The organism is Aminobacter sp. MSH1 (assembly GCF_003071665.1).
Classification (GTDB): domain Bacteria; phylum Pseudomonadota; class Alphaproteobacteria; order Rhizobiales; family Rhizobiaceae; genus Aminobacter; species Aminobacter niigataensis.
This window is the reverse complement of record NZ_CP026265.1, coordinates 2,244,665-2,267,527: the sequence shown is the minus strand read 5'-3', so window position 1 is coordinate 2,267,527 and position 22,863 is coordinate 2,244,665. Positions and strand designations below refer to the sequence as shown.

Annotated in this window: 22 protein-coding genes; 10 read left to right on the top strand and 12 right to left on the bottom strand. The window is 64.1% G+C overall.

What is annotated here, in order from left to right; genetic code table 11:
• Positions 1-212 precede the first annotated feature (212 nt).
• Both CO731_RS11240 and CO731_RS11235 read left to right on the top strand, forming a co-directional pair.
• On the top strand, positions 213-779 hold the full coding sequence (locus CO731_RS11240) for a dTDP-4-dehydrorhamnose 3,5-epimerase family protein (protein WP_199914587.1): 567 nt from the start codon (positions 213-215) through the stop codon (positions 777-779).
• Positions 773-1,801, top strand: a complete 1,029-nt coding sequence (locus CO731_RS11235) for a glycosyltransferase family 2 protein (protein ID WP_108607172.1) — start codon at positions 773-775, stop codon at positions 1,799-1,801. Before CO731_RS11240 ends, CO731_RS11235 begins: the two co-directional genes overlap by 7 nt.
• Positions 1,802-1,804: 3 nt before the next feature.
• Here the strand turns inward: CO731_RS11235 and CO731_RS11230 are convergent, their stop codons facing one another.
• Positions 1,805-2,836 (bottom strand): LacI family DNA-binding transcriptional regulator, encoded by a 1,032-nt coding sequence (locus tag CO731_RS11230; protein WP_108607171.1) that lies wholly within the window; start codon positions 2,834-2,836, stop codon positions 1,805-1,807.
• Between the two features lie 161 nt (positions 2,837-2,997).
• Here CO731_RS11230 and CO731_RS11225 point away from each other — a divergent pair, with 161 nt between their 5' ends.
• From CO731_RS11225 to CO731_RS11210, 4 genes are all read left to right on the top strand, one after another.
• The gene (locus tag CO731_RS11225; RefSeq protein ID WP_108607170.1) at positions 2,998-4,086 is read left to right on the top strand and encodes a fatty acid desaturase family protein; all 1,089 of its coding nucleotides are present in this window, start codon (positions 2,998-3,000) and stop codon (positions 4,084-4,086) included.
• A gap of 70 nt (positions 4,087-4,156) precedes the next feature.
• Positions 4,157-4,474 (top strand): MocE family 2Fe-2S type ferredoxin, encoded by a 318-nt coding sequence (locus tag CO731_RS11220; protein ID WP_108607169.1) that lies wholly within the window; start codon positions 4,157-4,159, stop codon positions 4,472-4,474.
• Position 4,475: 1 nt separating this feature from the next.
• On the top strand, positions 4,476-5,708 hold the full coding sequence (locus CO731_RS11215; protein WP_108607168.1) for an FAD-dependent oxidoreductase: 1,233 nt from the start codon (positions 4,476-4,478) through the stop codon (positions 5,706-5,708).
• Positions 5,709-5,833: 125 nt separating this feature from the next.
• Positions 5,834-6,853: an aldose epimerase family protein gene (locus CO731_RS11210; protein ID WP_108607167.1), complete on the top strand. Its 1,020-nt coding sequence runs from the start codon at positions 5,834-5,836 to the stop codon at positions 6,851-6,853.
• Positions 6,854-7,011: 158 nt separating this feature from the next.
• Here CO731_RS11210 and CO731_RS11205 read toward each other — a convergent pair whose 3' ends face one another.
• From CO731_RS11205 to CO731_RS11170, 8 genes are all read right to left on the bottom strand, one after another.
• Positions 7,012-8,190: a serine hydrolase gene (locus CO731_RS11205; RefSeq protein ID WP_108607166.1), complete on the bottom strand. Its 1,179-nt coding sequence runs from the start codon at positions 8,188-8,190 to the stop codon at positions 7,012-7,014.
• A 28-nt stretch (positions 8,191-8,218) separates the two neighbouring features.
• Positions 8,219-9,415 (bottom strand): serine hydrolase, encoded by a 1,197-nt coding sequence (locus CO731_RS11200; RefSeq protein WP_108609768.1) that lies wholly within the window; start codon positions 9,413-9,415, stop codon positions 8,219-8,221.
• 62 nt (positions 9,416-9,477) lie between these two features.
• On the bottom strand, positions 9,478-10,500 hold the full coding sequence (locus tag CO731_RS11195) for an extracellular solute-binding protein (protein WP_108607165.1): 1,023 nt from the start codon (positions 10,498-10,500) through the stop codon (positions 9,478-9,480).
• Between the two features lie 125 nt (positions 10,501-10,625).
• Positions 10,626-11,660, bottom strand: a complete 1,035-nt coding sequence (locus CO731_RS11190) for an extracellular solute-binding protein (RefSeq protein ID WP_108607164.1) — start codon at positions 11,658-11,660, stop codon at positions 10,626-10,628.
• Between the two features lie 17 nt (positions 11,661-11,677).
• Complete coding sequence (locus CO731_RS11185; protein ID WP_108607163.1) at positions 11,678-12,478, bottom strand: ABC transporter permease; 801 nt, start codon at positions 12,476-12,478, stop codon at positions 11,678-11,680.
• A complete protein-coding gene (locus tag CO731_RS11180) occupies positions 12,471-13,391 on the bottom strand; it encodes an ABC transporter permease (RefSeq protein WP_108607162.1) in 921 nt (306 codons plus the stop codon). The genes CO731_RS11185 and CO731_RS11180 overlap by 8 nt, the downstream gene beginning before the upstream one ends.
• 3 nt (positions 13,392-13,394) lie before the next feature.
• Entirely contained in the window at positions 13,395-14,489 is a 1,095-nt protein-coding gene (locus CO731_RS11175) for an ABC transporter ATP-binding protein (protein WP_108609767.1), read from the bottom strand.
• A 127-nt stretch (positions 14,490-14,616) separates the two neighbouring features.
• Entirely contained in the window at positions 14,617-16,293 is a 1,677-nt protein-coding gene (locus CO731_RS11170) for an amidohydrolase (protein WP_108607161.1), read from the bottom strand.
• Positions 16,294-16,554: 261 nt separating this feature from the next.
• Between CO731_RS11170 and CO731_RS11165 the strand changes: the two genes are divergently transcribed.
• Positions 16,555-17,229 carry a TetR/AcrR family transcriptional regulator gene (locus CO731_RS11165; RefSeq protein WP_108607160.1) on the top strand — a complete coding sequence of 225 codons (675 nt, stop codon included), beginning with the start codon at positions 16,555-16,557 and terminating at the stop codon, positions 17,227-17,229.
• The gene (locus CO731_RS11160; RefSeq protein WP_108607159.1) at positions 17,226-18,257 is read left to right on the top strand and encodes a histone deacetylase family protein; all 1,032 of its coding nucleotides are present in this window, start codon (positions 17,226-17,228) and stop codon (positions 18,255-18,257) included. Before CO731_RS11165 ends, CO731_RS11160 begins: the two co-directional genes overlap by 4 nt.
• 4 nt (positions 18,258-18,261) lie before the next feature.
• On the opposite strand, the gene CO731_RS11155 is transcribed toward CO731_RS11160, so the two are convergent.
• The gene (locus CO731_RS11155; protein WP_108607158.1) at positions 18,262-19,446 is read right to left on the bottom strand and encodes a TMEM43 family protein; all 1,185 of its coding nucleotides are present in this window, start codon (positions 19,444-19,446) and stop codon (positions 18,262-18,264) included.
• 297 nt (positions 19,447-19,743) lie between these two features.
• On the opposite strand from CO731_RS11155, the gene CO731_RS11150 reads away from it, so the two are divergent.
• The gene (locus tag CO731_RS11150) at positions 19,744-20,556 is read left to right on the top strand and encodes a helix-turn-helix transcriptional regulator (RefSeq protein WP_245439727.1); all 813 of its coding nucleotides are present in this window, start codon (positions 19,744-19,746) and stop codon (positions 20,554-20,556) included.
• Positions 20,553-21,308, top strand: a complete 756-nt coding sequence (locus tag CO731_RS11145; RefSeq protein ID WP_108607157.1) for a LuxR C-terminal-related transcriptional regulator — start codon at positions 20,553-20,555, stop codon at positions 21,306-21,308. Before CO731_RS11150 ends, CO731_RS11145 begins: the two co-directional genes overlap by 4 nt.
• Before the next feature lie 36 nt (positions 21,309-21,344).
• Here the strand turns inward: CO731_RS11145 and CO731_RS11140 are convergent, their stop codons facing one another.
• The gene (locus CO731_RS11140) at positions 21,345-21,785 is read right to left on the bottom strand and encodes a hypothetical protein (RefSeq protein ID WP_108607156.1); all 441 of its coding nucleotides are present in this window, start codon (positions 21,783-21,785) and stop codon (positions 21,345-21,347) included.
• Complete coding sequence (flhB, locus tag CO731_RS11135; RefSeq protein ID WP_108607155.1) at positions 21,782-22,861, bottom strand: flagellar biosynthesis protein FlhB; 1,080 nt, start codon at positions 22,859-22,861, stop codon at positions 21,782-21,784. The genes CO731_RS11140 and flhB overlap by 4 nt, the downstream gene beginning before the upstream one ends.
• Positions 22,862-22,863: the final 2 nt, after the last annotated feature.

The following is a 22,863-nucleotide window of genomic DNA, read 5'->3' as shown; positions in this document are numbered from 1 at the left end:
TTATTCCATATCATGGTGGAGCGATATACTTCATTCTCTGCAGGCCGGTCAAAGCCGCATCAACCTTCCAAGCTATCATTTCTGATAGATTCAACATCATCGGCGGCAAAGGAGCACAGGCGCGCGCGCAGAGAACCACAAATCCTTGCAACGGCCGTAGTGTTTCAGAGCCACACGTGGCAAACCGTGTCGCACTCTGGAGGAGCTTGATCATGAGCGCTGGCCCCGAAAATCGCCACAACATCCTTGAGGCAACTCTTGCCGCGGCCATGCAGGATCAACGCACCGTCGATGAACAGCGCCGCAGCACGGCACCTCTGCTTGACGGCATGTCGTTCTACGACAGCATCCGCCACGACGATGACCGCGGCAGCGTCACCGAGTTGTTTGACCCGCGTTGGGGATGGCATCCCGACCCGTTGGTGTTCTCCTATATCTTCACGATCCGGCCAGGCATGGCGAAGGGCTGGGGCCTGCACAAGCTGCATGAGGACCGCTACTTCGTGATCAGCGGCGAACTGGAGCTTGTCCTTTACGATCCACGACCCGAATCCAGCACTTGCGGCAAGGTTTGCAAGGTCTACCTCTCGGGTAGTCGCCCGCGCTTGATCAATGTGCCCAGGTTCGTCTGGCATGCGGACCGCAACATCGGCACGTCAGACGCTGTAGTCGTCAATTTCCCGACCATCCAGTACGACCATTCAAGCCCCGACAAATATCGCCTTCCGCTCGACACGGACCTTATTCCCTACAGCTTCGGGGACACCACTGGGTGGTGAGTCGTCCACGCATCTCGATCTTGATGCCCACGCACTGCCGGCCGGACGTTGTCGGGCTGGCCGTGGAATCCGTCCTCAACCAGACGTTCGGGGATTTCGAACTTTTGGTCGTCGGCGACGGTGCAACTCCCGGCACGGCGCAGGCGGTCCAGCAGTTCGACGACCCGCGCATCCGCTACTTCGACCTGCCCAAGGCCCCGTATTTCGGCTACGCCAATCGCAACGTCGCCCTGAGCGAATCGCGTGGCGAGTTGATCGGCTTCGCGGCCGACGACGACCTTCTGTTCCCCGACCATCTCGAAACCCTGCTCCGCGGCCTGGAGAGCGGTGCAGCCATCACCTATAGCCAGGCGCTCTGGGTCTCCACCGATGGCATCGTCGCGCCCTTCCTGACCAATCTGGAGTTTCAGGACGAGATGGATGCCTTTCGCCGGGGCAACACCATCGCGGCGAGTTGCTTCCTTTACAGAGCCGACGCCCTCCCAAATCGCGATGCTTGGCCGGAGGATGTGCCTTCCGCCGCAGACTGGCGCCTGTGGAACCGCATCCTGGATGCCAATCCCCAATCACGCATTGCCTATTGCCGGACGCCGACCGTCCTGCATTTCAGCGCCCGCAGGAAGGCATCTAGGCATTCGGCCATGCCTCAGTTGGCGGAGTTCATTGCGATTGCCGATTCCGCAGCGTGGTGGCCCGATGCCCTGCGCGTGCCGATTGATCCGGACCGGACCGAACAGGAAACATTTGCCGATCTGATGGGCAGCACGCCCGGATGGTGCAGCCACATTCGGCAGGCATCCGCCGATCTTGCTGCCCGCCTTGCTTGGGATGAGATCCGGCACAACCGGGCTGCGACAAACCGGCGGCTTCAGGCCCTGACGGGCCAATTGGCGGCGAAGGATGCCGAACTTGCAGCGAGGGCCGCCCCACCGGCGGTGCGGCCTGTCAGGACACCGGCCCAGCGGATTGCCGCAGAGATCCGGCGGATTCCACGGAACATCATCCGCCTCTTCAGGGGCTGATCCTCAGATATTCTCGGGCAGATAGATGTCGAACGGCAGGAAGGTCTGCCCGGGGGCGTTGGCTGCCCCCTCCTCGATCGAATGCGCCATTAGTCCGACGAGCTCGCGGCACAGCGGCGCGAGCGGCGTCGCGATCGCCATGACGGCAAGGTTGTCGGCGAGTGCTGCGCGCGTGTCGACGGTGATCTCGTTGCAGATCAGCACCGGCAGTGGAGCGGGCCTCACCTGCCGCAACGCCGAGATCGCTCCTTCGATGCCGCCGCCGGCCACATAGCACCCGACGAGATCGTCATGCTGACCGAGCAGCCCGGCGACAGCCTCATGCGTGATCTCGTAGGACTCGTGGTTGACGATGGTCTCCAGCACCGTGAACTCGGGCGCGTGCTCGCGGAAGAAGGCGCGGAAGCCGATCTCGCGCAGCTCGTGCCCATGGAAGCGGTGGCTGCCGACGAGCAGCGCCACCTTGCCCGGCTTGCGCGCGCATCTGGAAATCATCCAGGCAGCCGTCCGCCCGACCTTGAGATTGTCGATGCCGACATAACCCTCGCGAATGCCCGTGGCGAAGTCGGACAGCAGCGAAAAGACGGGAACTCCCCGCGCCTTCACCTCCGCCACGGCAGCCGTGACCGTCGGATGGTCGGGGCTGACCAGCGCCACCGCATCGCAGCTTGCCGCCAGCCGGCGCAGTTTGTCGACGATCTCTTCCGGCGCGAGCGATTCTGCGAAGTCGATGACCGCGGTGCCGCGGAAACCGGGCGCCTGTGTGATCGCCTTTTCCAACTCGCTGGCGAAGGCGCGGTAGAACACGTCCCTGGGGCGCAGCAGCACGAAGCCGAGCCGGTATTCCGGCAGTTCCTTGCGCATGCGCTGCGCGATCAGCCCGGCAGCGTGATAGCCGATGCCGGTCGCAGCCTCATAGACGCGGCGCTGCGTCTCCTCGCGCACCGGCAGTCGCCCGTTCAGCACCCGGTCGACGGTGGCGACGCTGACGCCCGATGCGCGGGCGAGATCGGTGATGGTGGGCCGCTTGCTCATGTCCGCTCCCAGGATTTGCGCTTACGGTAACCCATCATGATAGAAAATGATAGAAACTATCATCTCGTGATTGAAAAAATCGCATCATAGGCTACCATTCTTCCAGTGAACGATCTCCGACGCCTACCGTGGAACCGTTCCCGACTTCCAGGGAGAGAGCCATGACCGTCACGCCTTCGGCGCGCGACTACAGTCTTGTGGGAGAGAGCGCGCGCCGCGCCGTCGAGAGCGGCCTCGCCGCCGCCGAGTGGTACCACACCCACATTCCGCGCAAGCAGATGAAGGAGCTGATGCAGCGCTCCGACGGTCCGGCCATCCGCGACACCGCGATCTGGCTCGGCCTGCTCGTTGCCTTCGGCGCCACAGGTGCCGCGCTTTGGGGCAGCTGGTGGTGCGCGCCCTTCTTCCTCTGCTACGGCGTGCTCTATGGCTCGGCCACCGATGCCCGCTGGCATGAATGCGGCCACGGCACCGCCTTCAAGACGCCGTGGATGAACGATGTGGTCTACCAGATCGCCTGCTTCATGATCATGCGCAATCCGGTGACCTGGCGCTGGAGCCACACCCGCCACCATACCGACACCGTCATCGTCGGCCGCGATCCCGAGATATCAGTCATGCGCCCGCCGGATCTCTTACGCGTCGTGCTCAACTTCTTCGGCCTGATCGATGCCTGGCACGCGATCGTCGACATGGTCCGCAACGCCGCCGGCCTGATCGGCAAGGAAGAGAAGACCTTCATTCCCGAGAGCGAACAGCCCAGGGCCATCCGCATCGCCCGCATCTGGCTCGCCATCTACCTGGCAACCATCGCGCTCGCCGTCTATCTCGGTTCGTGGCTGCCGCTGATGCTGGTCGGCCTGCCCCGCCTCTACGGCGCCTGGCACCATGTGCTCACCGGCCTGCTGCAGCATGGCGGACTCGCCGACAACGTCGTCGACCACCGCCTCAACAGCCGCACTGTACTGATGAACCCAATCAGCCGCTTCATCTACTGGAACATGAACTATCACGTCGAACACCACATGTTCCCGATGGTGCCCTATCACGCGCTGCCGAAGCTGCACGAGATAATCAAACACGACCTGCCGGCGCCGAACGCTTCCATGTGGGCGGGCTATCGGGAAATGCTGCCGGCCTTCATCCGCCAGCTCCGCAACGAGGACTATTTCATCAAGCGCGAGTTGCCCCCCACGGCGCGGCCCTACCGCGAAGAATTCCACAGCGAGGCAGCCCTCGCCGCCGAATAGCCTCCCAAGGCGCCACCCCGGGGCGGCGGCCCCCAGCCGCCCCGTATTCCAAAATCCCAGGGAGAGAGACATGAGCGACTGGATCGAGGCCTGCGCGGCCAACGACATCGACGAGGAAGACGTGATCCGCTTCGACCATGCGGGCAAAAGCTTCGCCATCTACCGCAGCCCGGAGGACGAATTCTTCGCCACCGACGGCCTGTGCACCCACGAGCAGATCCACCTCTCGCAGGGGCTGGTCATGGGCGACATCATCGAGTGCCCCAAGCATAACGGCCGCTTCAACTACAAGACCGGGGCGGCCCGCGGCGCGCCCGTCTGCGTCAACCTCCAGACCTATCCGGTCAAGGTCGACGCCGGCAAAGTCTTCATCCAACTGGGCAACTGACATGACGGCGGGAATGGTCATTATCGGCGCTGGCGAATGCGGCACGCGCGCGGCCTTCGCCCTGCGCGAGGAAGGCTACGGCGGCGGCATCACGCTGGTCGGCTCGGAGCCTCACCTTCCCTATGAGCGGCCGCCGCTCTCCAAGGAGGCGATGACAAGTGGCGAAGCGCCAACAATCAAGGCCATCGCCGATGCCGCCCGCCTGGCCGAACACCGTATCGACCTCAAGGGCTCGACGACCGTCATCTCCATCGACCGCGCCAACCGCTCGGTGCGCCTCGGCGATGGCTCCGACCTGGCCTACGACAAGCTGCTGGTGGCCACCGGTTCCATCCCGCGAAAGTTACCTATGTCGGGCCTCGGCGCGCGCTGCGTCTATCTCCGCACCTTCGACGATGCGCTGCTGATCCGACAGCATTTGCGCGAAGGCGTCCGCATCGCCATCGTCGGCGGTGGCTTCATCGGCCTCGAACTCGCAGCCTCGGCCCGCAAACTCGGCGCCGATGTGACGGTCGTCGAGGCGCAGCCCCGCATCCTGATGCGCGGCGTACCCGAGGAGATCGCCGCCATCGTGCATGAGAGGCACGTCACCGAAAGCGTTGAGATCGTCTGCGGCGACGGCGTCGCAGCCATCGAAGACGACGGCAACTCGGTTCGCATCGCGCTGTCGAGCGGCCGGACTGTCGTGGCCGACCTCGCCATCGTCGGGATCGGCGCCGTCCCCGTGACCGCCCTTGCCGAAACCGCCGGCCTGGCGCTCAACAACGGCATCTCCGTCGACGCCCGGCTGCGCACCAGCGACCCGCAAATCTTTGCCGCCGGCGACTGCTGCTCCTTCCCGCTCGCCGTCTATGGCCACCGCCGCGTCCGCCTCGAGGCATGGCGCAGCGCCCAGGAACATGGCGCGCTTGCCGCCCGCAACATGCTCGGCGCCGAGGAAGCCCACGCCTCGGTCCCCTGGTTCTGGTCCGACCAGTACGGGCTCACCCTGCAGATCGCCGGCCTGCCCGACGAAGGCGAACGCACTGTCCGCCGCGATCTCGGCGACGGCGCCTTCATCCTCTTCCACCTCAAGGATGACGGTCGTCTCGTTGCTGCCAGTGGCATCGGCCCGGACAACGCGGTCGCCCGCGACATTCGTCTCGCCGAGATGCTGATCGGTAAGTCGGCCCGCCCCGATCCCGAGGCCCTGGAGTCTTCGGTCGTCAAGCTGAAGAGCCTGCTCGCTGCCTGATTCTTTCGGGACAAGCCGCTTGAGAATCGATCCTGTTTCCTGGACTCTGGACCGAGGCAGGTCCCTGCCCCGGCGGTTCTCCTGCCCCGAGGGCTCGCTTGCCCCGACTGCGGAGGTGTCAAGCAATGGCGGTCAGCGAATTCGGTCGGATGCCCGACGGCTCGATGGTGGAAGCGGTCAGCATTGCTGCCGACGGCATCGAGGCCACAGTTCTCACCTTCGGCGCCACGCTCGCCGATCTCGTGGTCGCCACGCCAGCCGGTCCGCGTTCGGTCATCCTCGGCTTCGACGACCTCGACGGCTATCTCGCCCATGGCGGCTATTTCGGTGCCATCGCCGGACGCTGCGCCAACCGCATCGCCGGAGGCCATTTCAGCCTCGACGGTGTCCAGCATCAGGTCGACGTCAACGAGGCCGGGCGCACCCACCTGCACGGCGGTGGCGACGGCTTCTACCGCCGCAACTGGACGGTCGTCGATGCCAGCGAAAACTCCGTCCTGCTCGGCCTGACCTCGCCCGACAGCGACCAGGGCTACCCCGGCAAGGTCATCGTCACCTGCCGCTATTTGCTCGACAAGGGCCGGCTGCGCATCGCACTCGGCGGTCGAACCGACGCCCCGACCCTGATGAACCTCGCAGCCCACGCCTATTTCAACCTCGACGGCTCAGGCTCGATCCTCGACCACCGCCTCAAGATTGCCGCCGAGGCCTATACGCCGGTCGATGCCGCGAGCATCCCGACCGGCGAGGTGCTGGCGGTGGACGACACCATCTTCGACTTCCGCGAGTTGCGCGCCATCCGCAACGGCCAGGACGACGCTCACCAGGCGTACGACCACAATTTCGTGCTCGCCATGCAGCCGGCACCCGAGCCCTGGCACGCCGCCCGGCTGGAAGGGTCCCGCTCAGGCATCCGTCTCGATCTCTGGACCACGGAGCCCGGCCTGCAATTCTACGATGGCGCGTTCCTGCCGGTCGCCCCGCCTTTGCGCGGCGGCATCGACCCCGTCCGCTTCGGCGCGCTATGCCTCGAGCCGCAACGCTTCCCCGATGCGGCCAACCATCCGCACTTCCCGAGCACGGTGCTCAGGCCGGGCGAGATCTATTCGCAGGTGACGGAATACAGGTTTTCGACGGTGGAGTGAGAAGGGCGCCCCCTCACCCACCCTCCGCTACGCTCGGGTGACCTCTCCCCGGTGGGAGAGGAGATCTGAGGCGTCGCCGCCCTTCCTCTTCTCCCCAACGGCGAGAAGGTGGCCGCGGAGCGGCCGGATGAGGGGGCTGCTCGAAGCCGGTCGACCCCTCAAACCCTTGCGCAGATCGCCTCGAAGAACGCGACATTGTCGAGGTCGAGCGGATCGTCCACCGGCAGCGCCTGCGACGACATCTTGGAAATCACCACCTCGGCCTTGGGGTCGACATACAACCACTGGCCATGGATGCCGATGCCGCAATAGGCGCCGCTTGCGTTGGCGCTCTGGTACCACTTGTTGCGATAGCGCCCGTGGGCGAACAGGTTGGTCATGGTGCCGCGCTGCCAGGCGGCAGCGTCGCCGCCATGGATCGTATCCTCCACCCAGGCCTGCGGCACGATCCGTCCGCCCTCCGCCACACCGCCCTGCCGCATCATCTCGCCGACGCGGGCAAGGTCGCGCACTGCAACCGAAACACCGCCCGCGGCACGCGCCGAACCCTCCTTGTCGACGGTGACGAAGCCATCACGCCTGGCGCCCAATGGCCTCCACAGCCTGTCGGACATCAGCTCGGCATAGCGCTGGCCGGAGGCGCGCTCGACGATGATGCCGAGCAGGTCGGAATTGGGCGAACGGTAGCGGAAGGTCTGGCCATGCGGTTCGTCCAGCGGCTGCAGGGCGACCAGAAACTCACGCAGCGATTCCGCCCCGCCGCCGGGGTTCCACATCGTGGCGCGGCGATAGCGCGCAAACAGGCTCTCGGGATCGAGATAGGCCTCTTCGAAGTCGAGGCTGACCGTCATGTCGAGCACATGGCGCACGGTGGCATTGGCATAGACCGAGCCTGCCGCTTCCGGCACGTAGTCGGTCACCGACGCGTTCGGGTCGAGCCTGCCTTCGCCTTCCAGCGCACCGGCCAGGATCGCAGTCAGCGATTTGGAGATGGAGAAGATGATGTGCCGCGCATCGGGTTTCATCGTCGGCGCGAACCAATCGCCAACGAAACGGCCCTTCTTCATCACCGCCAGCGCATCGGTCGACGAGCGCGAGAGGAAGCCGGCGACGGTTTCGTCATTGCCGTTGATCGCAACGCTATCATCGAGAAGCCCGCCCAGATCGATCGGCGCATCCTCGACGAGGCCTTCGCGCGCGGCGATGCGCGCACTCGGCACCATCTCGCCAGCGTTCTGGAACGACCAGCTATTGTATGGCTGCTCGCGCCAGTTGCCCAGGCTCACGTCCTTGCGGGCGAAGCCGAACATGCGCTTGAACGCGGTGGATGACGTCATGATCTTTCCTTGCTGCTGAATATTCCCGTCAGGCCAGTGCGGCGGCGATTGCATGCACGGCCTTCAAGGTCGCCACTGAATAGGGCACGGAGGTGAAGTCAGGCCAGGTCGACAGCTTCACCGTCACCATTCGGGTCGCCCAGTCGATATGGATCAGCTGCCCGAACACGCCCCGGCACATCAGGGCGCGCGAGCGCGGATCCTCGATCCAGAACTGGTTGTGGTAGCTGGCCTCCGGCATCGAAGTGCTGAAGTTCGGGCCGTGCATGCCGTTCCGCGTCTCGGCAATCCAGTCGGCTGGCATGATACCGGCGCCATCTTCCAGGATCGCCTGGCCGAAGCGGGCATAGTCGCGCAGCGTCGCGTTGAAGCCGCCATCGGCAATCGCATAGCCGGCGCTGTCGACCGTGAAGAAGGCGCTCTCCTCGGCGCCGATCTTCTGCCACAGCTCTTCCGATACCAATTGCGCCAGCCGCTTGCCGGTCGCCCGCTCCATGACGAAGGCGAGCACGTCGGTCTCGATCGACCGGTATTCGAACTCGGCGCCATGTGGCCGGGTGGTCTCGGTCAGGCGCAGGATAAGTTCGAACATATGCTGCGGCCAGTGGAAGCTGGGGTCCGTATCAGCGGGAACCGGCTTCCAGCCGCCGGCGACATCGACCTGGCCGATGTCCGAATAGGGGTCGGTATAGGCTTCGCTGAAGCGCACGCCCGTGGTCATGTCGAGCACCTGCTGGAGGGTCGCACCTTTCCAGCCGGTCGTTGCCAGTTCAGGTAGATAGTCGGTCACCAGCTTCTTCGGATCGACGATACGCCTGCCGGCAAGGATGCCGAACACGGTGCCGGTCACCGACTTCGCCACCGATTGCGACAGATGCGGGGTGCGCGGCGTCATGCCGTTGAAGTAGCGCTCATAGGCGATCTTGCCGTCCTTGAGCACCAGGAAGCCGTCAGTGTAGGTCTCGTCGAGCAGGCCCGAAAGCGTAGTCGGCTTGCCCTCGCTGTCAACGACCGCCAGCCCGTCCAGGTCAGTTTCGGCGCGTGGCAATGCACGCACAGGCCCCTCGCCGCGCCACACTTCCGCCGTCGGCACGATCTCGCGTACATGCTGGAAGGCCCAGCGGTTCCACGGCGGCATGTCCCACGCCGCTTTCGGCACCGGCATCCTGGGCGGCGAGCCCTGCATGATCGGCGGCACGGTTTCGCTGTTGCGGTAGGAGCTCATGGCATCACCCTCGCGCTGTTTCTGGGGTTCGGCGCGGACGCCGAACCCCATCGTCGAAACACTTACTTCTGCAGATCGGTCCAGATCCGGGTGTAGAGCGCATCGGCTTCCGGCGAGCACATCAGTGCCATCGTGCCATGCGCCTTGCTGGCCTCCGGAATGACGATCTCCGGTGCATCCTTCATGTCATCAGGCATGAATTTCTCCGACCCGGCAATGCCGTTGGCATAGCGATGAAACGCCGAAAGCCCGGCCGCGACCTCGGGATCCATGATGAAGTTCTGGAACAGCTTCGCGTTCTCGACATTCGCGGCGTCCTTGAGCACGACGACGTTGTCGCTCCAATAGGTGAAGCCTTCCTTCGGATAGCCGAAATGCACTTCAGGACGCTCCAGGCGGATACGCAGTCCTGCGCCGTTCCAGGTACTGGAGGCCTTGAAGTCGCCGGCCTTCATCTTGTCGACGGCGCCATACTCCATGGCCACCCAGTTGGGCTTGGCGGCAACCAGCAGGTCGCGCGCCTTCTTCAGCACTTCCTTGTCGGTCGTGCACTGTTCGCCGCCGACATAGCGGACCGCAGCCGTGACCACGTCCTTCATTTCGGGAACAACGTTGACCTTGCCCTTCAGCTCGTCCGGCGTCTCGAAAATGATCTTCCAGCTGTTGATGTCGCCCTTATAGGCCTCGGTGTCGACCACCACGCCGACGGTGCCCCAGGCCCACGGCACCGAATATTTGCGGCCGAGGTCGAACTCGGGGTTGGCCCATTCGGGCGCGACGTTCTTGAAGTTCTCCATGCCGCCGGGATTGGTTTCGAGCAGCAGGCCTTCATTGATCCAGATCGGCAGGTGCGTCTGCGAGGGAACCACGATGTCGAAGCCGCTGCCGCCCTGGCGCGCCTTGGCGAGCGCGGTCTCGTTCGAGTCGTAGTCGGTGACCGTCACCTTGACCTTGTACTTGTCCTCGAATTTCTTGATGACCTCGGGGTTGGTGTAATTGCCCCAGTTGTAGATGTTGAGCTGCCCTTCGGCGCGGCCAAGACCGGTCGCCGCAAGCAGCGCGATCGCCGCGACAGTGGTGGACATTAATGGTTTCACAGCGGGACTCCTTTTTATCTGAGCTGTGATGACCCTGCCAGCGGCAGGCTAAAAGTCCATCGCAGCCGGACGGGGTCCGGTTGCGATGGTTCCTTGGCGAATCCGGGCAGAATTTACTTCTGCAGTTCGGTCCAGATCTTGGTGTAGAGCGCCGTCACTTCCGGCGCGCAGGTCTGCAGGATTTCACCGTTCTTCTTGAATTCCTCAGGCACCACGACTTCCGGCGCCGAGGTCATGTCGGCCGGCATGAACTTCTCCGATCCGGCGATGCCGTTGGCGTAGCGGTGGAAGGCCGAGTTCATCGCCGCGTTTTCCGGATCCATCATGAAGTTCTGGAACAGCTTGGCATTCTCGACGTTCGCGGCGTCCTTCAGCACCACGACGTTGTCGCTCCAGAACTGGAAGCCCTCGACCGGGTAGCCATAGTGGATGGCCGGATTGGCCAGACGCTGACGCAGAACTGAACCGTTCCAGTCGCTGGTCGCCTTGAAGTCGCCGGCGCCCATCTTGTCGATGGTGTTGTACTCCATGGCGATCCAGTTCGGCTTGGCGGCCACGAGCACGTCGCGCACCTTCTTCAGCACTTCCTTGTCGCCGGTGCACTGCTCGCCACCGACATACTTGATCGCGGCATGCATCACGTCGTTCATCTCGGGGACGACGTTGACCTTGCCCTTCAGCTCGTCCGGCGTATCGAAGACGATTTTCCAGGTGTTGATGTCGCCCTTGTAGAACTCGGTATTGACGCCAACGCCAACGGTGCCCAGCGCCCACGGCACGCTGTAGTGGCGGCCCGGATCAAAGGCAGGATCCTTCCACTCGGGCATGACGTTCTTGAAATTCTCCATCTGGTCGGGACGGGTCTCGAGCAGCAGGCCTTCCTGGATCCAGATCGGGATGTAGGTCTGCGACGGCATGGCGACGTCGAAGCCGTGGCCACCCTGGCGCACCTTGGCGAGTGCCGTGTCGTTTGAGTCGTAGTCGGTCACCGTGACCTTGACGCTATGCTTCTCCTCGAACTTCTTGATCATGTCGGGGCTGATGTAGTTGCCCCAGTTGTAGATGTTCAGCGCGCCTTCTGCCGAGGCAAGGCTGGTGGAGGCCAGCAGCGCCAGGCCGACCGCCGTCGACATGGATTTCAGGTTCATCATTTCACTCCCGTTGATTAATCCCGTTTCCTGCTCAAGAAGAAGAACAGCGTGACGATGACGACCGACAAGAGCAGGAAGACGGTCGAAATCGCATTGACCTCCGGCGTGATGCCGCGGCGGATTTGCCCCAGCATGTAGGTCGGCAGGGTATCCTGACCGCCCGACTTGACGAATTCGGTGATGACCACGTCGTCGAGAGAGATGACGAAGGCGAGCATCAGGCCGGCGATGATGCCCGGCCAAAGCAGCGGCAGCGTCACGCGGCGGAACGCCTTCCACGGCGTGGCGTAGAGATCGGCGGCCGCGCGTTCGAGCGTCAGGTCCATGTTCTCGAGCCGCGCCCGGATCGGCAGATAGGCGAAGGGGATGCAGAACGCCGTATGCGCGGTGATCAGGTAGCCGAGGCCCGAATAACCCGTGGCGATCTTGATCTGCGCAAAGAAGATCAGCAGTGCGACGCCGGTGACGATCTCGGGCACCATCAGCGGCTGGTTGATGAAGGCGTATTTGAACGTCAGCCCGCGATAGGCTCGCGTCCGCGTCGTCGCCAGCGCCGCCATGGTTGCCGCAATCGTCGCGATCACCGCCGCAGAAGAAGCAATCTTCAGCGAACGCAGCGAGGCGTCGATGACCTGGTCGTTGTTCCAGGCGGCGGCGAACCAGCGCAGCGAGAAGCCGCCCCATTCCGACACGGAGGTCGACTCGTTGAAGGCATACGCCACCAGCACCGCGATCGGCACGTAGAGCAGCACGAAGCAGGCCGCAGCGATTGCGGTAAAGCCGGTCTGCTGGCGGATCGAAAAACGCTTAGCCATGGCGCGCCTCCGATCCGGACGTGTTGCGGACATAGACCACCAGCGCCACCATCACGATCGCCATGACGGTGATCGACAGCGCAGCGCCCAGTGGCCAGTTGCGGCCCTGCCCGAACTGCAGCTCGATTAGGTTGGCGAACATCATGTTCTTGCCGCCGCCGAGAACGCTGGGCGTGACATAGGCGCCGATGGCCGGGATGAAGACCAGGATCGAGCCTGCGATGACGCCGGGCCTGACCATCGGGAAGATGATCCGCTTGAGCACCTGCCAGCGCGTGGCATAGAGGTCGTATCCGGCCTCGACCAGCCGGAAATCGAGCTTTTCCATGCTGGCATAGAGCGGCAGCACCATCAGCGGCAGGTAGACGTAGACCATGCCGACCATGATGGCGAAGTCGGTGTAGAGCATCTGGATCGGCTGGTCGATGATGCCGAGATTGATCAGCGCCGTGTTGATGATGCCTTCGTTACGGATCACCTGCAGCACGGCAAAGGTGCGGATCAGAAGGTTCGTCCAGAACGGGATGGTGATCAGGAACAGCCAGATGTCACGCGTCCGCTCCGGCCGCGTGGCGATGAAATACGCCGTCGGAAAGCCGAAGATCAGCGTCGCCACCGTCGCCATGATGGCAAGCTTCAACGACCGCCAGAAGATGGTGAGGTGGGCACCGGCAAACGACAGCGTGTCGTCGAAGATATCGCGTTCGAGAAAGACCGCCACCCAGCCTTCGGTCGAGAACTTCCAGACCACGTCGCCGTAGGGTCCGGGCGTCAGGAACGAATAGAGGAGCACGATCAGCAGCGGGCCGGATGCGGCCAGCAGGATGATGATCAGCGCCGGCCCCGACAGAAACCAGCGATTCCTGACCTCCCGCGCCTCTGCCTGCTTTTCGATTTCGGCTGCGGTCGCCATGGCTCAGTCCTTCAGGATCTGGGCCGCATCGTCGCCGATGACGATGCCGACGCGCTGGCCGCGCTCGAAGCTCGTTCCAGCCCCCCGCGCGTTCTGCTGGCGGACCGTGAACGTCTCGCCGTCGTCCAGCCTGATGTGAACATGCGTATCGGTGCCGAAGTAGACGACGTTTTCGACCACGCCCGAAATGTCGCCACCGTCTTTGACGGCCTTGGCATGTTCGGGCCGGATCACCACCGTGGCTTCGCCGTCCGGCTTGAAGCCGTCGGGCAGCGTCGCCGAGACCGTTGCGCCCGACTTCAGCGTCACCTTGGCTCTCCCCTCCTCGATGCTGTCGATCCGCGCATCGAGGAAGTTGGTCTCGCCGATGAAGTCGGCAACGAAGCGTTCGGCCGGCCGGTCGTAGATGTCGCGCGGGCTGCCGACCTGCAGGATCTTGCCCGACGACATCACCGCGATGCGGTCCGACATCGTCAGCGCCTCCTCCTGGTCATGCGTGACGAAGATGAAGGTGATGCCGGTCTCGTGCTGCAGGCGCTTGAGTTCGATCTGCATTTCCTTGCGCAGCTTGTAGTCGAGCGCCGACAGCGGCTCGTCGAGCAGCAGCACCTTGGGCTGCGGCGCCAGCGCACGGGCGAGCGCCACGCGCTGCTGCTGGCCGCCCGAGATCTGGCTGGTGCGGCGCTTGGCGAGCTTTTCCATGCGCACCAGCTTCAGCATCTCCGTGACGCGCGCGTCGATCTCGGCGCGCGGCTTGCCCAGCATCTCCAGGCCGAAGCCGATATTCTGCGCCACCGTCATGTGCGGGAACAGCGCGTAGGACTGGAACACCGTGTTGACCGGCCGCTTGAACGGCGGCAGCGGCGCGATGTCCTCGCCGTAAAGCATGATCTCGCCATCCGACGGAAAGTCGAAGCCGGCAATCAACCTCAGAAGCGTGGTCTTGCCGCAGCCGGAAGGCCCGAGCAGCGTGAAGAACTCGTTTTCCCTGATCGACACCGAGACAGTGTCCAGCGCCGCGACCTGCGCCTCTCCCGTTCCAAAGACCTTGCGAACCCCGCGAACTTCAATCGCATTCTTACCCGGTGTAGCCGGCACGCAAATCGCCCCATTGTTTCCGTCCACCTTCACAGTGGAACTTTTTTCCCCGTTCGATTGTCACCACACGCCGCTAGGCTTGGCAACAACGGCTCGCAGTCCACATGCCACGCCATCGCCGGCCCCATCAGGCCTGGTAGGTCACCCTGCCGCCACAGACCGTCGTCACCGGCCGCACCTCATGCAGCACGGCAGCATCGATCGCTTCGATGTCGGCCGACAGCACGACCAGATCGCCGAAGAAACCCGGCTTCAACCGGCCCTTCCTGTCTTCCATGAACTCGGCATAGGCACCCTCGACGGTGTAGCCGGCCAATACCTGGTGCAGCGAAACGCTCTGGTCCGGCATGTCTTCTGCCCAAGGCTTGCGCAGCATCGCCGCCTGCATGCCGGCGATCGGATCGATCGGCGCCACCGGCCAGTCGGACGCGAACACCACATGTGCTCCTGCCTCGATCAGCGTCCGTGTCGGATAGGCATAGGGCCAGCGCTCGCGGCCGATGCGCGAGACCGTCGGCTCCAGCGGAAAGGTCATCGCGCCGGGAGGATGCGGTGGCTGCATCGAGGCGATCGCGCCGAGGTCGACGAAGCGCTGGATGTCGGCCGCCGTCGTCAGTTCGACATGCTCCACCCGGTGGCGGCTGTCGCGCTTGCCGTTTGCCTTCTGTGCTGCCTCATAGCCGTCGAGCACGGCGCGCGTCGCCCCGTCGCCGATCGAATGCACGGCGATCTGCAGGCCGCGCCTGTCGATCTCGACGGCGATGCGCTTGAACTCTTCCGGCGAAAACAGCGGCTCGCCGACCCAGTCCTGCCGGTCGGCATAAGGCTCGATCATCACGGCTGTCCAGGAATCGAGCACGCCGTCGTAGAACAGCTTGACCATGCCCGACGACAGCCACTCGCTGTCATAGCGGTTGGCCATGTCGGATGCCTTTTCCAGCATGTCGAGGGTCATGAAGTTCTTGTAGTGGAACGGCACCTTGACCCGGCAGATCAGGTCGCCCTCGGCCTCGACCTCCGACAGAAGCTCCAGCTGGTAGTAGTTGCCGTCCATGTTCTGGATCGAGGTGATGCCGTGCCGGGCGCACCAGTCGAGGCCGCGGCGCATGATGGCGCGGTCGCCGGCGCGTTCTTCGGCATTGGGCATCGGGTCGGGCTCGCCGCCGGTCGACAGGCCGAGCCGAACGCGCCCCTCGCCGGCGAGCTTCAGCACCGGGTTGAACGCCTCGTTTTCGCGCAGCTCGCCCTCGGCCAGGCCGTCGGCGCCCATGACGATCTCGTTGCCGGGCGTCAGTTCGCGCCCGTGCAGCACGTCGGCCATCTCGAGCGCACGTGTGTTGGCCCAATAGGTGTGATGGTCGGGCGCCGCCATCAGGAACGCCCGGTCGGGAAGGATGGCGTCGAGGTGATGCCGCGTCACGCGCTCGCTGCCAAGAATGGTGTAGTCGGCGCCTTGCCCCACCAGCATCCGCGCATCGGGCCGCGACTTGGCGTAGGCCTGCACCGCATCGCGAAGCGCCTCGAAGCCATGCACGCCGGAAAGTTGCAGATGGGCGAGTTCGGCAGCACCCGAAAACAGGTGCATGTGCGCTTCGATGAAGCCCGGCACCACCGACCCGCCGCGCGCGTCGATGACCTTTGTGTCGGGCCCGCGCAGTGCTTCGATTGTCGTCTTGTCGCCGACAGCGGCGATCAGGCCATCCTTGATGGCCACCGCTTCCGCAGCGGGCTGGGCCGGGTCCATGGTCAGCACGCGGCCGTTGATGACGATCAGGTCGGCATTGCGAACCGTTTGGACAGACATCGCGACTCCGCGCACTTGACTGACTGAGGCCGTTCACCCCCGCATCGGGCTGCCCCCAATTCCCAAGGGGATGGCGCAACCAGACTGGAAGGCTGAAGCCGATCCGCTGACCCCAGGAATTCCTCGCGTTTCCCTGAAGACAGCAACGCGAAAAAATGCGACTAATTATTCGCGTTTGTCAATATGCGGGATTTTTCGGATGCGTTGTGGAGGACGCCCCCGTGTATGATGCGCGCGCCTAGGGAGCGAGAAGATCATTCCGTGAATCGCAGTCTCAACTGGAAAACCAGGACAGCGCTGAAACCGCGCAAGCAGCCGCGACAGGAACGCTCGAGCAAGGTGGTCGACCGGATTCTCGATGCCGCTCTGATTCTCACCAGGGAACAGGGGACCAAGACCCCGACGACGCTCGCCATTGCGCAGCGCGCCGGCTTGTCCGTCGGTTCGGTCTATCAGTACTTCCCCAACAAGGAAGCCATTCTTCTGGATCTCGCCCGGCGCTGGCTCGCAGCCTTTCCCGAGGTGATCGCCAGGCGCATCAACGCCCCTCGCCCCACCAGCCACGAGACGTTTCAGCAGGAAGTCGACAAGCTCTTCATCGACACCTCCAGGCTCTATCTCGACAATGCCAACCTGATGCCGGTCATCGAGGCCATTACCGGCAACCCCGACCTGAGGCCCATCCAGAACGAATACGACGACCAGATCATCGCCCTCTACGCGGCCTGGCTGCAGCATGTGAACCCCGCACTTGAGGACCAGGTCGCCAGTCGGCTGGGCGTAGTGATGATGGAAGTCGGCCACGTCTGCCGGCTCGTCGGACTCAAGCGGGACCGCAAGGCGTTCGATCTCATCCAGGACGACGTCAAGACCATGTGGCTCGCACTGGTCATCCCCTATCTCGACCTCGACCAGAACAAGGAAGGATTTTCATGAAGACAGTCTTTTCGCCGCTCCATGCCGGCCACGGCGGCCAGATGGAGCTTGTCGCCGGTGCCATCGTGCCCGGCTTCGAGAAGCCCTCGCGGGCCGAGATCATCAGAAAGCGGGTCGAAAGCGAGAAGCTCGGCCCGATCCTGGCGCCCGAAATACATGACCTCACCGCTGCAAAGCGCGTACACACTGCCGACTACATCGACTTCCTGCCGACCGTCTGGCCGCAGTGGGAAGCCGCCGGCAAGTCGGGTTCGGCGATCCCCTTTGCCTGGCCGACGCGCGGCCTGCGCGGCGATGTCCCCCCGCGCAACATCGAGGCCCTGCTCGGCTTTTATTCCTTCGACGGCGGAGCGAGCTTTGTGAAGGGTACCTGGGACGCCATCAAGTCGTCTTATGACGTGGCGCTGACCGCAGCCCAGCTGGTCAAGGCTGGCGAACGCGCTGCCTTCGCGCTCTGCCGCCCGCCCGGCCACCATGCCGGTGCTGCCTTCATGGGTGGCTACTGCTTCATCAACAACGCCGCCGTCGCCGCGCAGTGGTTCCGTGATCAGGGCGCGACGCGCGTCGCCGTTCTCGACGTCGACTATCACCACGGCAACGGCACGCAGGAAATCTTCTACAATCGTCCCGACATCCAGGTCATCAACCTGCATGGCGACCCGATGACCGAGTACCCGTTCTTCCTCGGCCACGCCGACGAGCGCGGCGCGGGCGCAGGCGAAGGCTTCAACCTCAACTACCCCCTGCCTTTCGGCACCTCGTGGGCAAAGTGGAACGAGGCGCTCGAGGATGCCTGCCAGAAGCTCGCCGCCTATGCGCCGGACGTCGTTGTCGTCTCGCTCGGCGTCGACACCTTCGAGAAGGATCCGATCAGCCAGTTCAAGCTGACCAGCGCCGACTATCCAAAGATCGGCGCTCGCATCGCCAGGCTCGGCCTGCCCAGCCTGTTCGTCATGGAAGGCGGCTACGCCGTCGACGAGATCGGCATCAATGCCGTCGGCGTGCTCACCGGATTCGAGGGCGGCTGACCGTTCAGGCCGTCGCGCCCGCCTGTGGCGGCGCGGCGGCCACCTTGCGGCGTCCGAGCCGCGTCAGCAGCAGGGCGACCGCCAATCCAGCCACGACGATGCCGATTGCCAGCAGCGGCCTGTACCAGAACCACGCCACCGCGATCGTCGCCGTTCCCACCAGCAGCGCCAGCACGAACGCGATCAGCCCCGTGCCCATGCGCACGATCGAGCCGACGAACGGGATCACGTCGGCCAGCACGCCAAGTGGCGCCAGCAACAGCCCGAAGCCGAGCGCCAGGAGCAGCAGGCAGCCTGCGCGCACCAGCCAGGTGACGATCGTGTTGACGCTCACCGCCTCGGCAAACATCTTCTCCGCCGGCACCCTGCCGGTGTCGACCATCAGCAGTTCGTCGCCGGCCACCGTCTGGTAGGGCGAAAACCGGTCGCCGGTCTGGCGCCCGATGACGCTGATCTCGCCCAGCGGAACCAGCTGGTAGCCGATGCGGTAGTCGCCGATGGCAGGCGAGGTCGGACTGGCGCCGATGAAGATGCGTCCATCGACAATGCTGACGCGCTCCGTGCCGGAATAGGCTGCGGTGATGTCGGCAAGCTGGCTTGGTGTGATCGTCAGCGGATCGGTGTCGCCGATGCGGTCGAGCATCGGCTCGTCGAGTGTGAACGCGCCGAGCTTGCCTTCATGGATCTGGAAAGACCGCGAGCCGAGCTCCATCGACGGGTTCTGGTGGTTGGCCGGCTGCTTGAACTCCGCCGAGGCGATCGGCCGGTCCTGCCACTCCTTGGCATAGCTGTAGGTGGTGACCGTCTCTTCGCCGCCGCCAAGCTTCGTGTTCGTCTCCGACTTGGAGTTCTCGACCCACTGGAACATCTCGACATTGCGCACCAAGCGCACGCCCTTGGCCTCGATCGCAAAATCCGGATCGCCGACCCCCTCCGAAGAGGTCAGCGGGCCCGTGGTGTGCACCAGCTCGCCTTCGTTGACCGCATCGACCTTGTCGACGGGCACCGACACCACAGCACCCGCACCCTCGGCGAGCGAGCGCGCGGTGGTCACCGCCCGGCCCTCGTTCCAGAACAGCACGGCCACCATCGCGACGGCCAGGATCAGACCGACCAGCACGCCGCCGACCGCGCGCTTGATCCGCCCGAACCAGGACACGCTGGTCACTTCACGAAATTGGTCGCTCATTGCATTCCCCTGCCGCAGTGGACGCAGCGTTAAGCCGAATGCCCCGACCGATCAATGGCGATTTTCGACCGCACTTCCCCAGCGTTTGACGGGCCTTCGGAACCGCGCTGAGTCTGTTGGAGGACTCTGAATTAACTTTTTGTCAATTCTGTTTGCGGAGCGATTCGCGAGGGGTTAGATTGAACCCGAATCAGCCGGTCCTCGGGGGGCGCGGCGAACCACCAACTCTCTGAAATGCCGGGAACTTTCCCGGTGGAGAGCGCGTCAGGCTTCGCGCGACCAGCACGGATTCGGCCGATGGGTACCTCAGGTGTCCGCGTCGCGTTTTTTCGCCCAAGTGAAGTGTTTTTCGACCCGGTTCAGGCACCAGCCTTTTCCGGCCTCAAATGGATTCTGGCCAAGTACCGCATGACCGCCCTCGCAGCCCGCAACGAACAGACGACCGTCGCAGCAAGGCTCGCATCGCGCAGCGATCTCACGGCCTTTTTCATGAATATGACCGACGAGATCGGTGCCGACGGCTACATGCTCGTCGCGATTCCCCAGGACCAGGACCGCGACAATCTCCAGATCATCGCCTCGAACTGGATCTACGACGCCATCCAGATCGCCGGCCACGCCCTGATCGCCGGGCTTGCCCAGAGCCCCTTCGCCAGCGCCCCGGGCGTCCGCCCGCAGAGCCTGATTGCCGCGCAGGCTCCCGCCGTCCTGGGCGGAGAGGAAGCCCGCCTGCTCGACGTCCTCGGCCATGCCGAGATTTTCGCCCTCAGGCTGCATGTCGGCCGCCAGCGCCTGTTCGTGCTGTTCTCCGCCGCCGAGGCCGGCCGCATCGATCCCGCCGCGATGCCGCGCACCCAGCTCGAATGCTGCTATGCGCTGTCCCAGGCACCGGCCATCCTGGCCGCAGCGACGATGCGGGACCCGCTCTCCGACCGCGAGCGCGAGTGCCTGTTCTGGGTGTCCGAGGGCAAGACCACCGATGAAGTCGCGCTGATCCTTGGCGTCTCATCGAACACGGTCAACAGCTACATCACGCATGCGATCCAGAAACTGTCGGCCTCAAATCGCGCCATGGCGATTGCGACCGCGATCAGGAGCGGCATCATTTGAGCTACGCCCAGTCAAGGCAGCCTGGCCGCGCACTCGACCTCAGGCAGGACGTTTCGGCCGCTGGTCGTCCACCCAGCCAGCATGCCGTCACCCTTGCCGACGCTGCCAAGCGTTGCCGATGGATAGCGATCGATCTCGGCGCGCGCGACTTCGCGCTCTGCCTTGCCGGCTCGTCCGCCGACAGCAGCCGGCTGACGCCTGTCTTCGATTCCGACTATCCCAGCAGCATGTCCGCGGCCCGACTGCTCGGCGGCGGCATACGCGAACATCTGATGCGCCACATCAGGCAGTCGACGGCGCCCTGCTGGTGGGCCGACGATGCCGGCGCCGAGGCTGCCTTTTCGCAGCTCGTCTGGACGAGCCGGATCGAGCCCCTGGCGCAGAGCGGCCGCGGCATCGCCTTCCCCGTCTATACCGACGCCGGTCAGGCGGGACTTCTGATCTTCGCCGGTCCCGATCTGGCACCCAGCCCGCATTCGCTGCACGACCTCCACGGCCGCTGCTTTGCGCTGTTCGGCGCGGTTGCCAGCCTCGCTCCCGGCCGCTCGTCCGACATGCCGGCAATGTCGCGCCGCGAGATCGAATGCCTGAAGCTCACCTCGCGCGGCTACACCAGCGAAGAGATAGCCAAGCTGCTCAAGCTGTCGGTCCACACCGCCAACCAGTACCTCACCCAGACGACGCAGAAGCTCAATGCGGTCAACCGCATGCATGCGGTCGCCAAGGCCCTGCGCATGGGCTTGATCGACTAGGCTGTATCGAGAACCAGGTCAGGCAGCACCTGAACCCTAGGCCGCCTCGGCCCGCGGTTCCGTTCCCCGGATCATCGCGTGCTGGATGGCGGCGGCGAGATATTCGGTGTTCTTCTCGGGCTCCAGGTCGGGCTTTTCGAACGACACGTAGTGCACCTCGACCGAGGCGTTGTTGGCCGTCATCGACAGCTGGAAATAGACCACCGCCCCTTCCGGCCTGAGTTCGAGGTCGAGCACGATGCGCGGCGCGCCGGTCCAGCTGACATGCGCCTCGCCGCCAAGTCCGAGCCGCAATGCGCCCGGCATGAAATAAAGCTCCGCCGCGGAGTCGACGAGATCGGCCACGTTGCCGAAATGCTCCATCCGGATGAAGGCGATGTAGTCGGCAATGTCGATGAGGCGCAATTCGCGCACCACCGGCTGGATAGCTGTTGCGACAAGGACTTCGCGGGACAAAGCATGCGTCTGGTTTTTCATGGCTGATTGCGCTGGGCCCTGTTTCCGTAAACGATCCGCACCAACTCGGCGACGGCCTGGTAGAACTGAGGTGGAATGACACTATCCACCGAAACTTGCTTGTACATGGAGCGCGCGAGCGCCACGTCCTCGAACACCGGGACGCCGTTCTGCTCGGCAATCTCGCGGATCTTCAATGCCACCAGGTCCTGCCCCTTGGCGAGCACGACCGGGGCCGCATTCTCGTCGCGGACATAGCGCAGCGCGATGGCGAAGTGGGTCGGGTTGGCGATGACCAGCGTCGCCTTCGGCACCGCCGTCATCATCCGCTGGCGGGCACGGTCGCGGGCGATCGAGCGCAGCCGCGACTTGACGATAGGATCGCCTTCCGACTGCTTCAGTTCGTCCTTGACCTCCTGCTTGGTCATGCGCTGTTCCTGGAACCAGTGGAAACGCGACCAGACGAAGTCGGCAACGGCGATCGCGCCCATGACGAAGACGATTGCCACCAGGATGTCGACGGCGATGTTGCGGATGACGCTGCCATAGGCAACCGGATTGGTGATCATGCCGGTCAGCAGCACGCGCAGGTCGTCCGAAAGCACGAAGATCAGCACGATGATCGCGAAACCGAGCTTGCCCAGCGATTTCAGGAATTCGACGAATCCCTGCACGCCGAACATGCGCTTCCAACCCTGGGTCAGCGAGATCCGCGAGGCCTGCGGCCGGACGCGTTCGCCAATGAATTGCGGGACGTTCTGCACCAGCGACGCCCCGACGCCGGCCACCACCAGCATCAGGAACAGGCTGGCGATTGCCCGGCCGACCTCGACTGCCACCGCCTGGTAGAGCTCGACGACATCGCGTTCGGTGCCGAGCGGCCAAGCTTCCGGTTTTTCCAGGAAGTTCGACAGGAAGACGCCGAGTTCGGCCACCGAATTGCTGGCGAAGAACACGGTGTAGACGAGGATCGCCAGGAACGACGTGAAGATCGCCACTTCCTTGGAGGCGGGCAGTTTGCCCTTCTCCATCGTGTCGCGGATTTTCTTCTCTGTCGGTTCTTCTGTTTTGGAGTCTTTGTCCTCGCCGTCCGCCATCG

What these genes read in the sequence shown, in the direction of transcription:
- CO731_RS11185 (WP_108607163.1), bottom strand. Translation starts at nt 12,478, where the DNA reads ATGGCTAAGCGTTTTTCGATCCGCCAGCAGACCGGCTTTACCGCAATC.
- CO731_RS11150 (WP_245439727.1), top strand. Translation starts at nt 19,744, where the DNA reads ATGGGTACCTCAGGTGTCCGCGTCGCGTTTTTTCGCCCAAGTGAAGTG.
- CO731_RS11210 (WP_108607167.1), top strand. Translation starts at nt 5,834, where the DNA reads ATGGCGGTCAGCGAATTCGGTCGGATGCCCGACGGCTCGATGGTGGAA.
- CO731_RS11190 (WP_108607164.1), bottom strand. Translation starts at nt 11,660, where the DNA reads ATGAACCTGAAATCCATGTCGACGGCGGTCGGCCTGGCGCTGCTGGCC.
- CO731_RS11230 (WP_108607171.1), bottom strand. Translation starts at nt 2,836, where the DNA reads ATGAGCAAGCGGCCCACCATCACCGATCTCGCCCGCGCATCGGGCGTC.
- CO731_RS11225 (WP_108607170.1), top strand. Translation starts at nt 2,998, where the DNA reads ATGACCGTCACGCCTTCGGCGCGCGACTACAGTCTTGTGGGAGAGAGC.
- CO731_RS11140 (WP_108607156.1), bottom strand. Translation starts at nt 21,785, where the DNA reads ATGAAAAACCAGACGCATGCTTTGTCCCGCGAAGTCCTTGTCGCAACA.
- CO731_RS11205 (WP_108607166.1), bottom strand. Translation starts at nt 8,190, where the DNA reads ATGACGTCATCCACCGCGTTCAAGCGCATGTTCGGCTTCGCCCGCAAG.
- CO731_RS11220 (WP_108607169.1), top strand. Translation starts at nt 4,157, where the DNA reads ATGAGCGACTGGATCGAGGCCTGCGCGGCCAACGACATCGACGAGGAA.
- CO731_RS11240 (WP_199914587.1), top strand. Translation starts at nt 213, where the DNA reads ATGAGCGCTGGCCCCGAAAATCGCCACAACATCCTTGAGGCAACTCTT.
- CO731_RS11155 (WP_108607158.1), bottom strand. Translation starts at nt 19,446, where the DNA reads ATGAGCGACCAATTTCGTGAAGTGACCAGCGTGTCCTGGTTCGGGCGG.
- CO731_RS11180 (WP_108607162.1), bottom strand. Translation starts at nt 13,391, where the DNA reads ATGGCGACCGCAGCCGAAATCGAAAAGCAGGCAGAGGCGCGGGAGGTC.
- CO731_RS11170 (WP_108607161.1), bottom strand. Translation starts at nt 16,293, where the DNA reads ATGTCTGTCCAAACGGTTCGCAATGCCGACCTGATCGTCATCAACGGC.
- CO731_RS11160 (WP_108607159.1), top strand. Translation starts at nt 17,226, where the DNA reads ATGAAGACAGTCTTTTCGCCGCTCCATGCCGGCCACGGCGGCCAGATG.
- CO731_RS11200 (WP_108609768.1), bottom strand. Translation starts at nt 9,415, where the DNA reads ATGAGCTCCTACCGCAACAGCGAAACCGTGCCGCCGATCATGCAGGGC.
- flhB (WP_108607155.1), bottom strand. Translation starts at nt 22,861, where the DNA reads ATGGCGGACGGCGAGGACAAAGACTCCAAAACAGAAGAACCGACAGAG.
- CO731_RS11215 (WP_108607168.1), top strand. Translation starts at nt 4,476, where the DNA reads ATGACGGCGGGAATGGTCATTATCGGCGCTGGCGAATGCGGCACGCGC.
- CO731_RS11195 (WP_108607165.1), bottom strand. Translation starts at nt 10,500, where the DNA reads ATGTCCACCACTGTCGCGGCGATCGCGCTGCTTGCGGCGACCGGTCTT.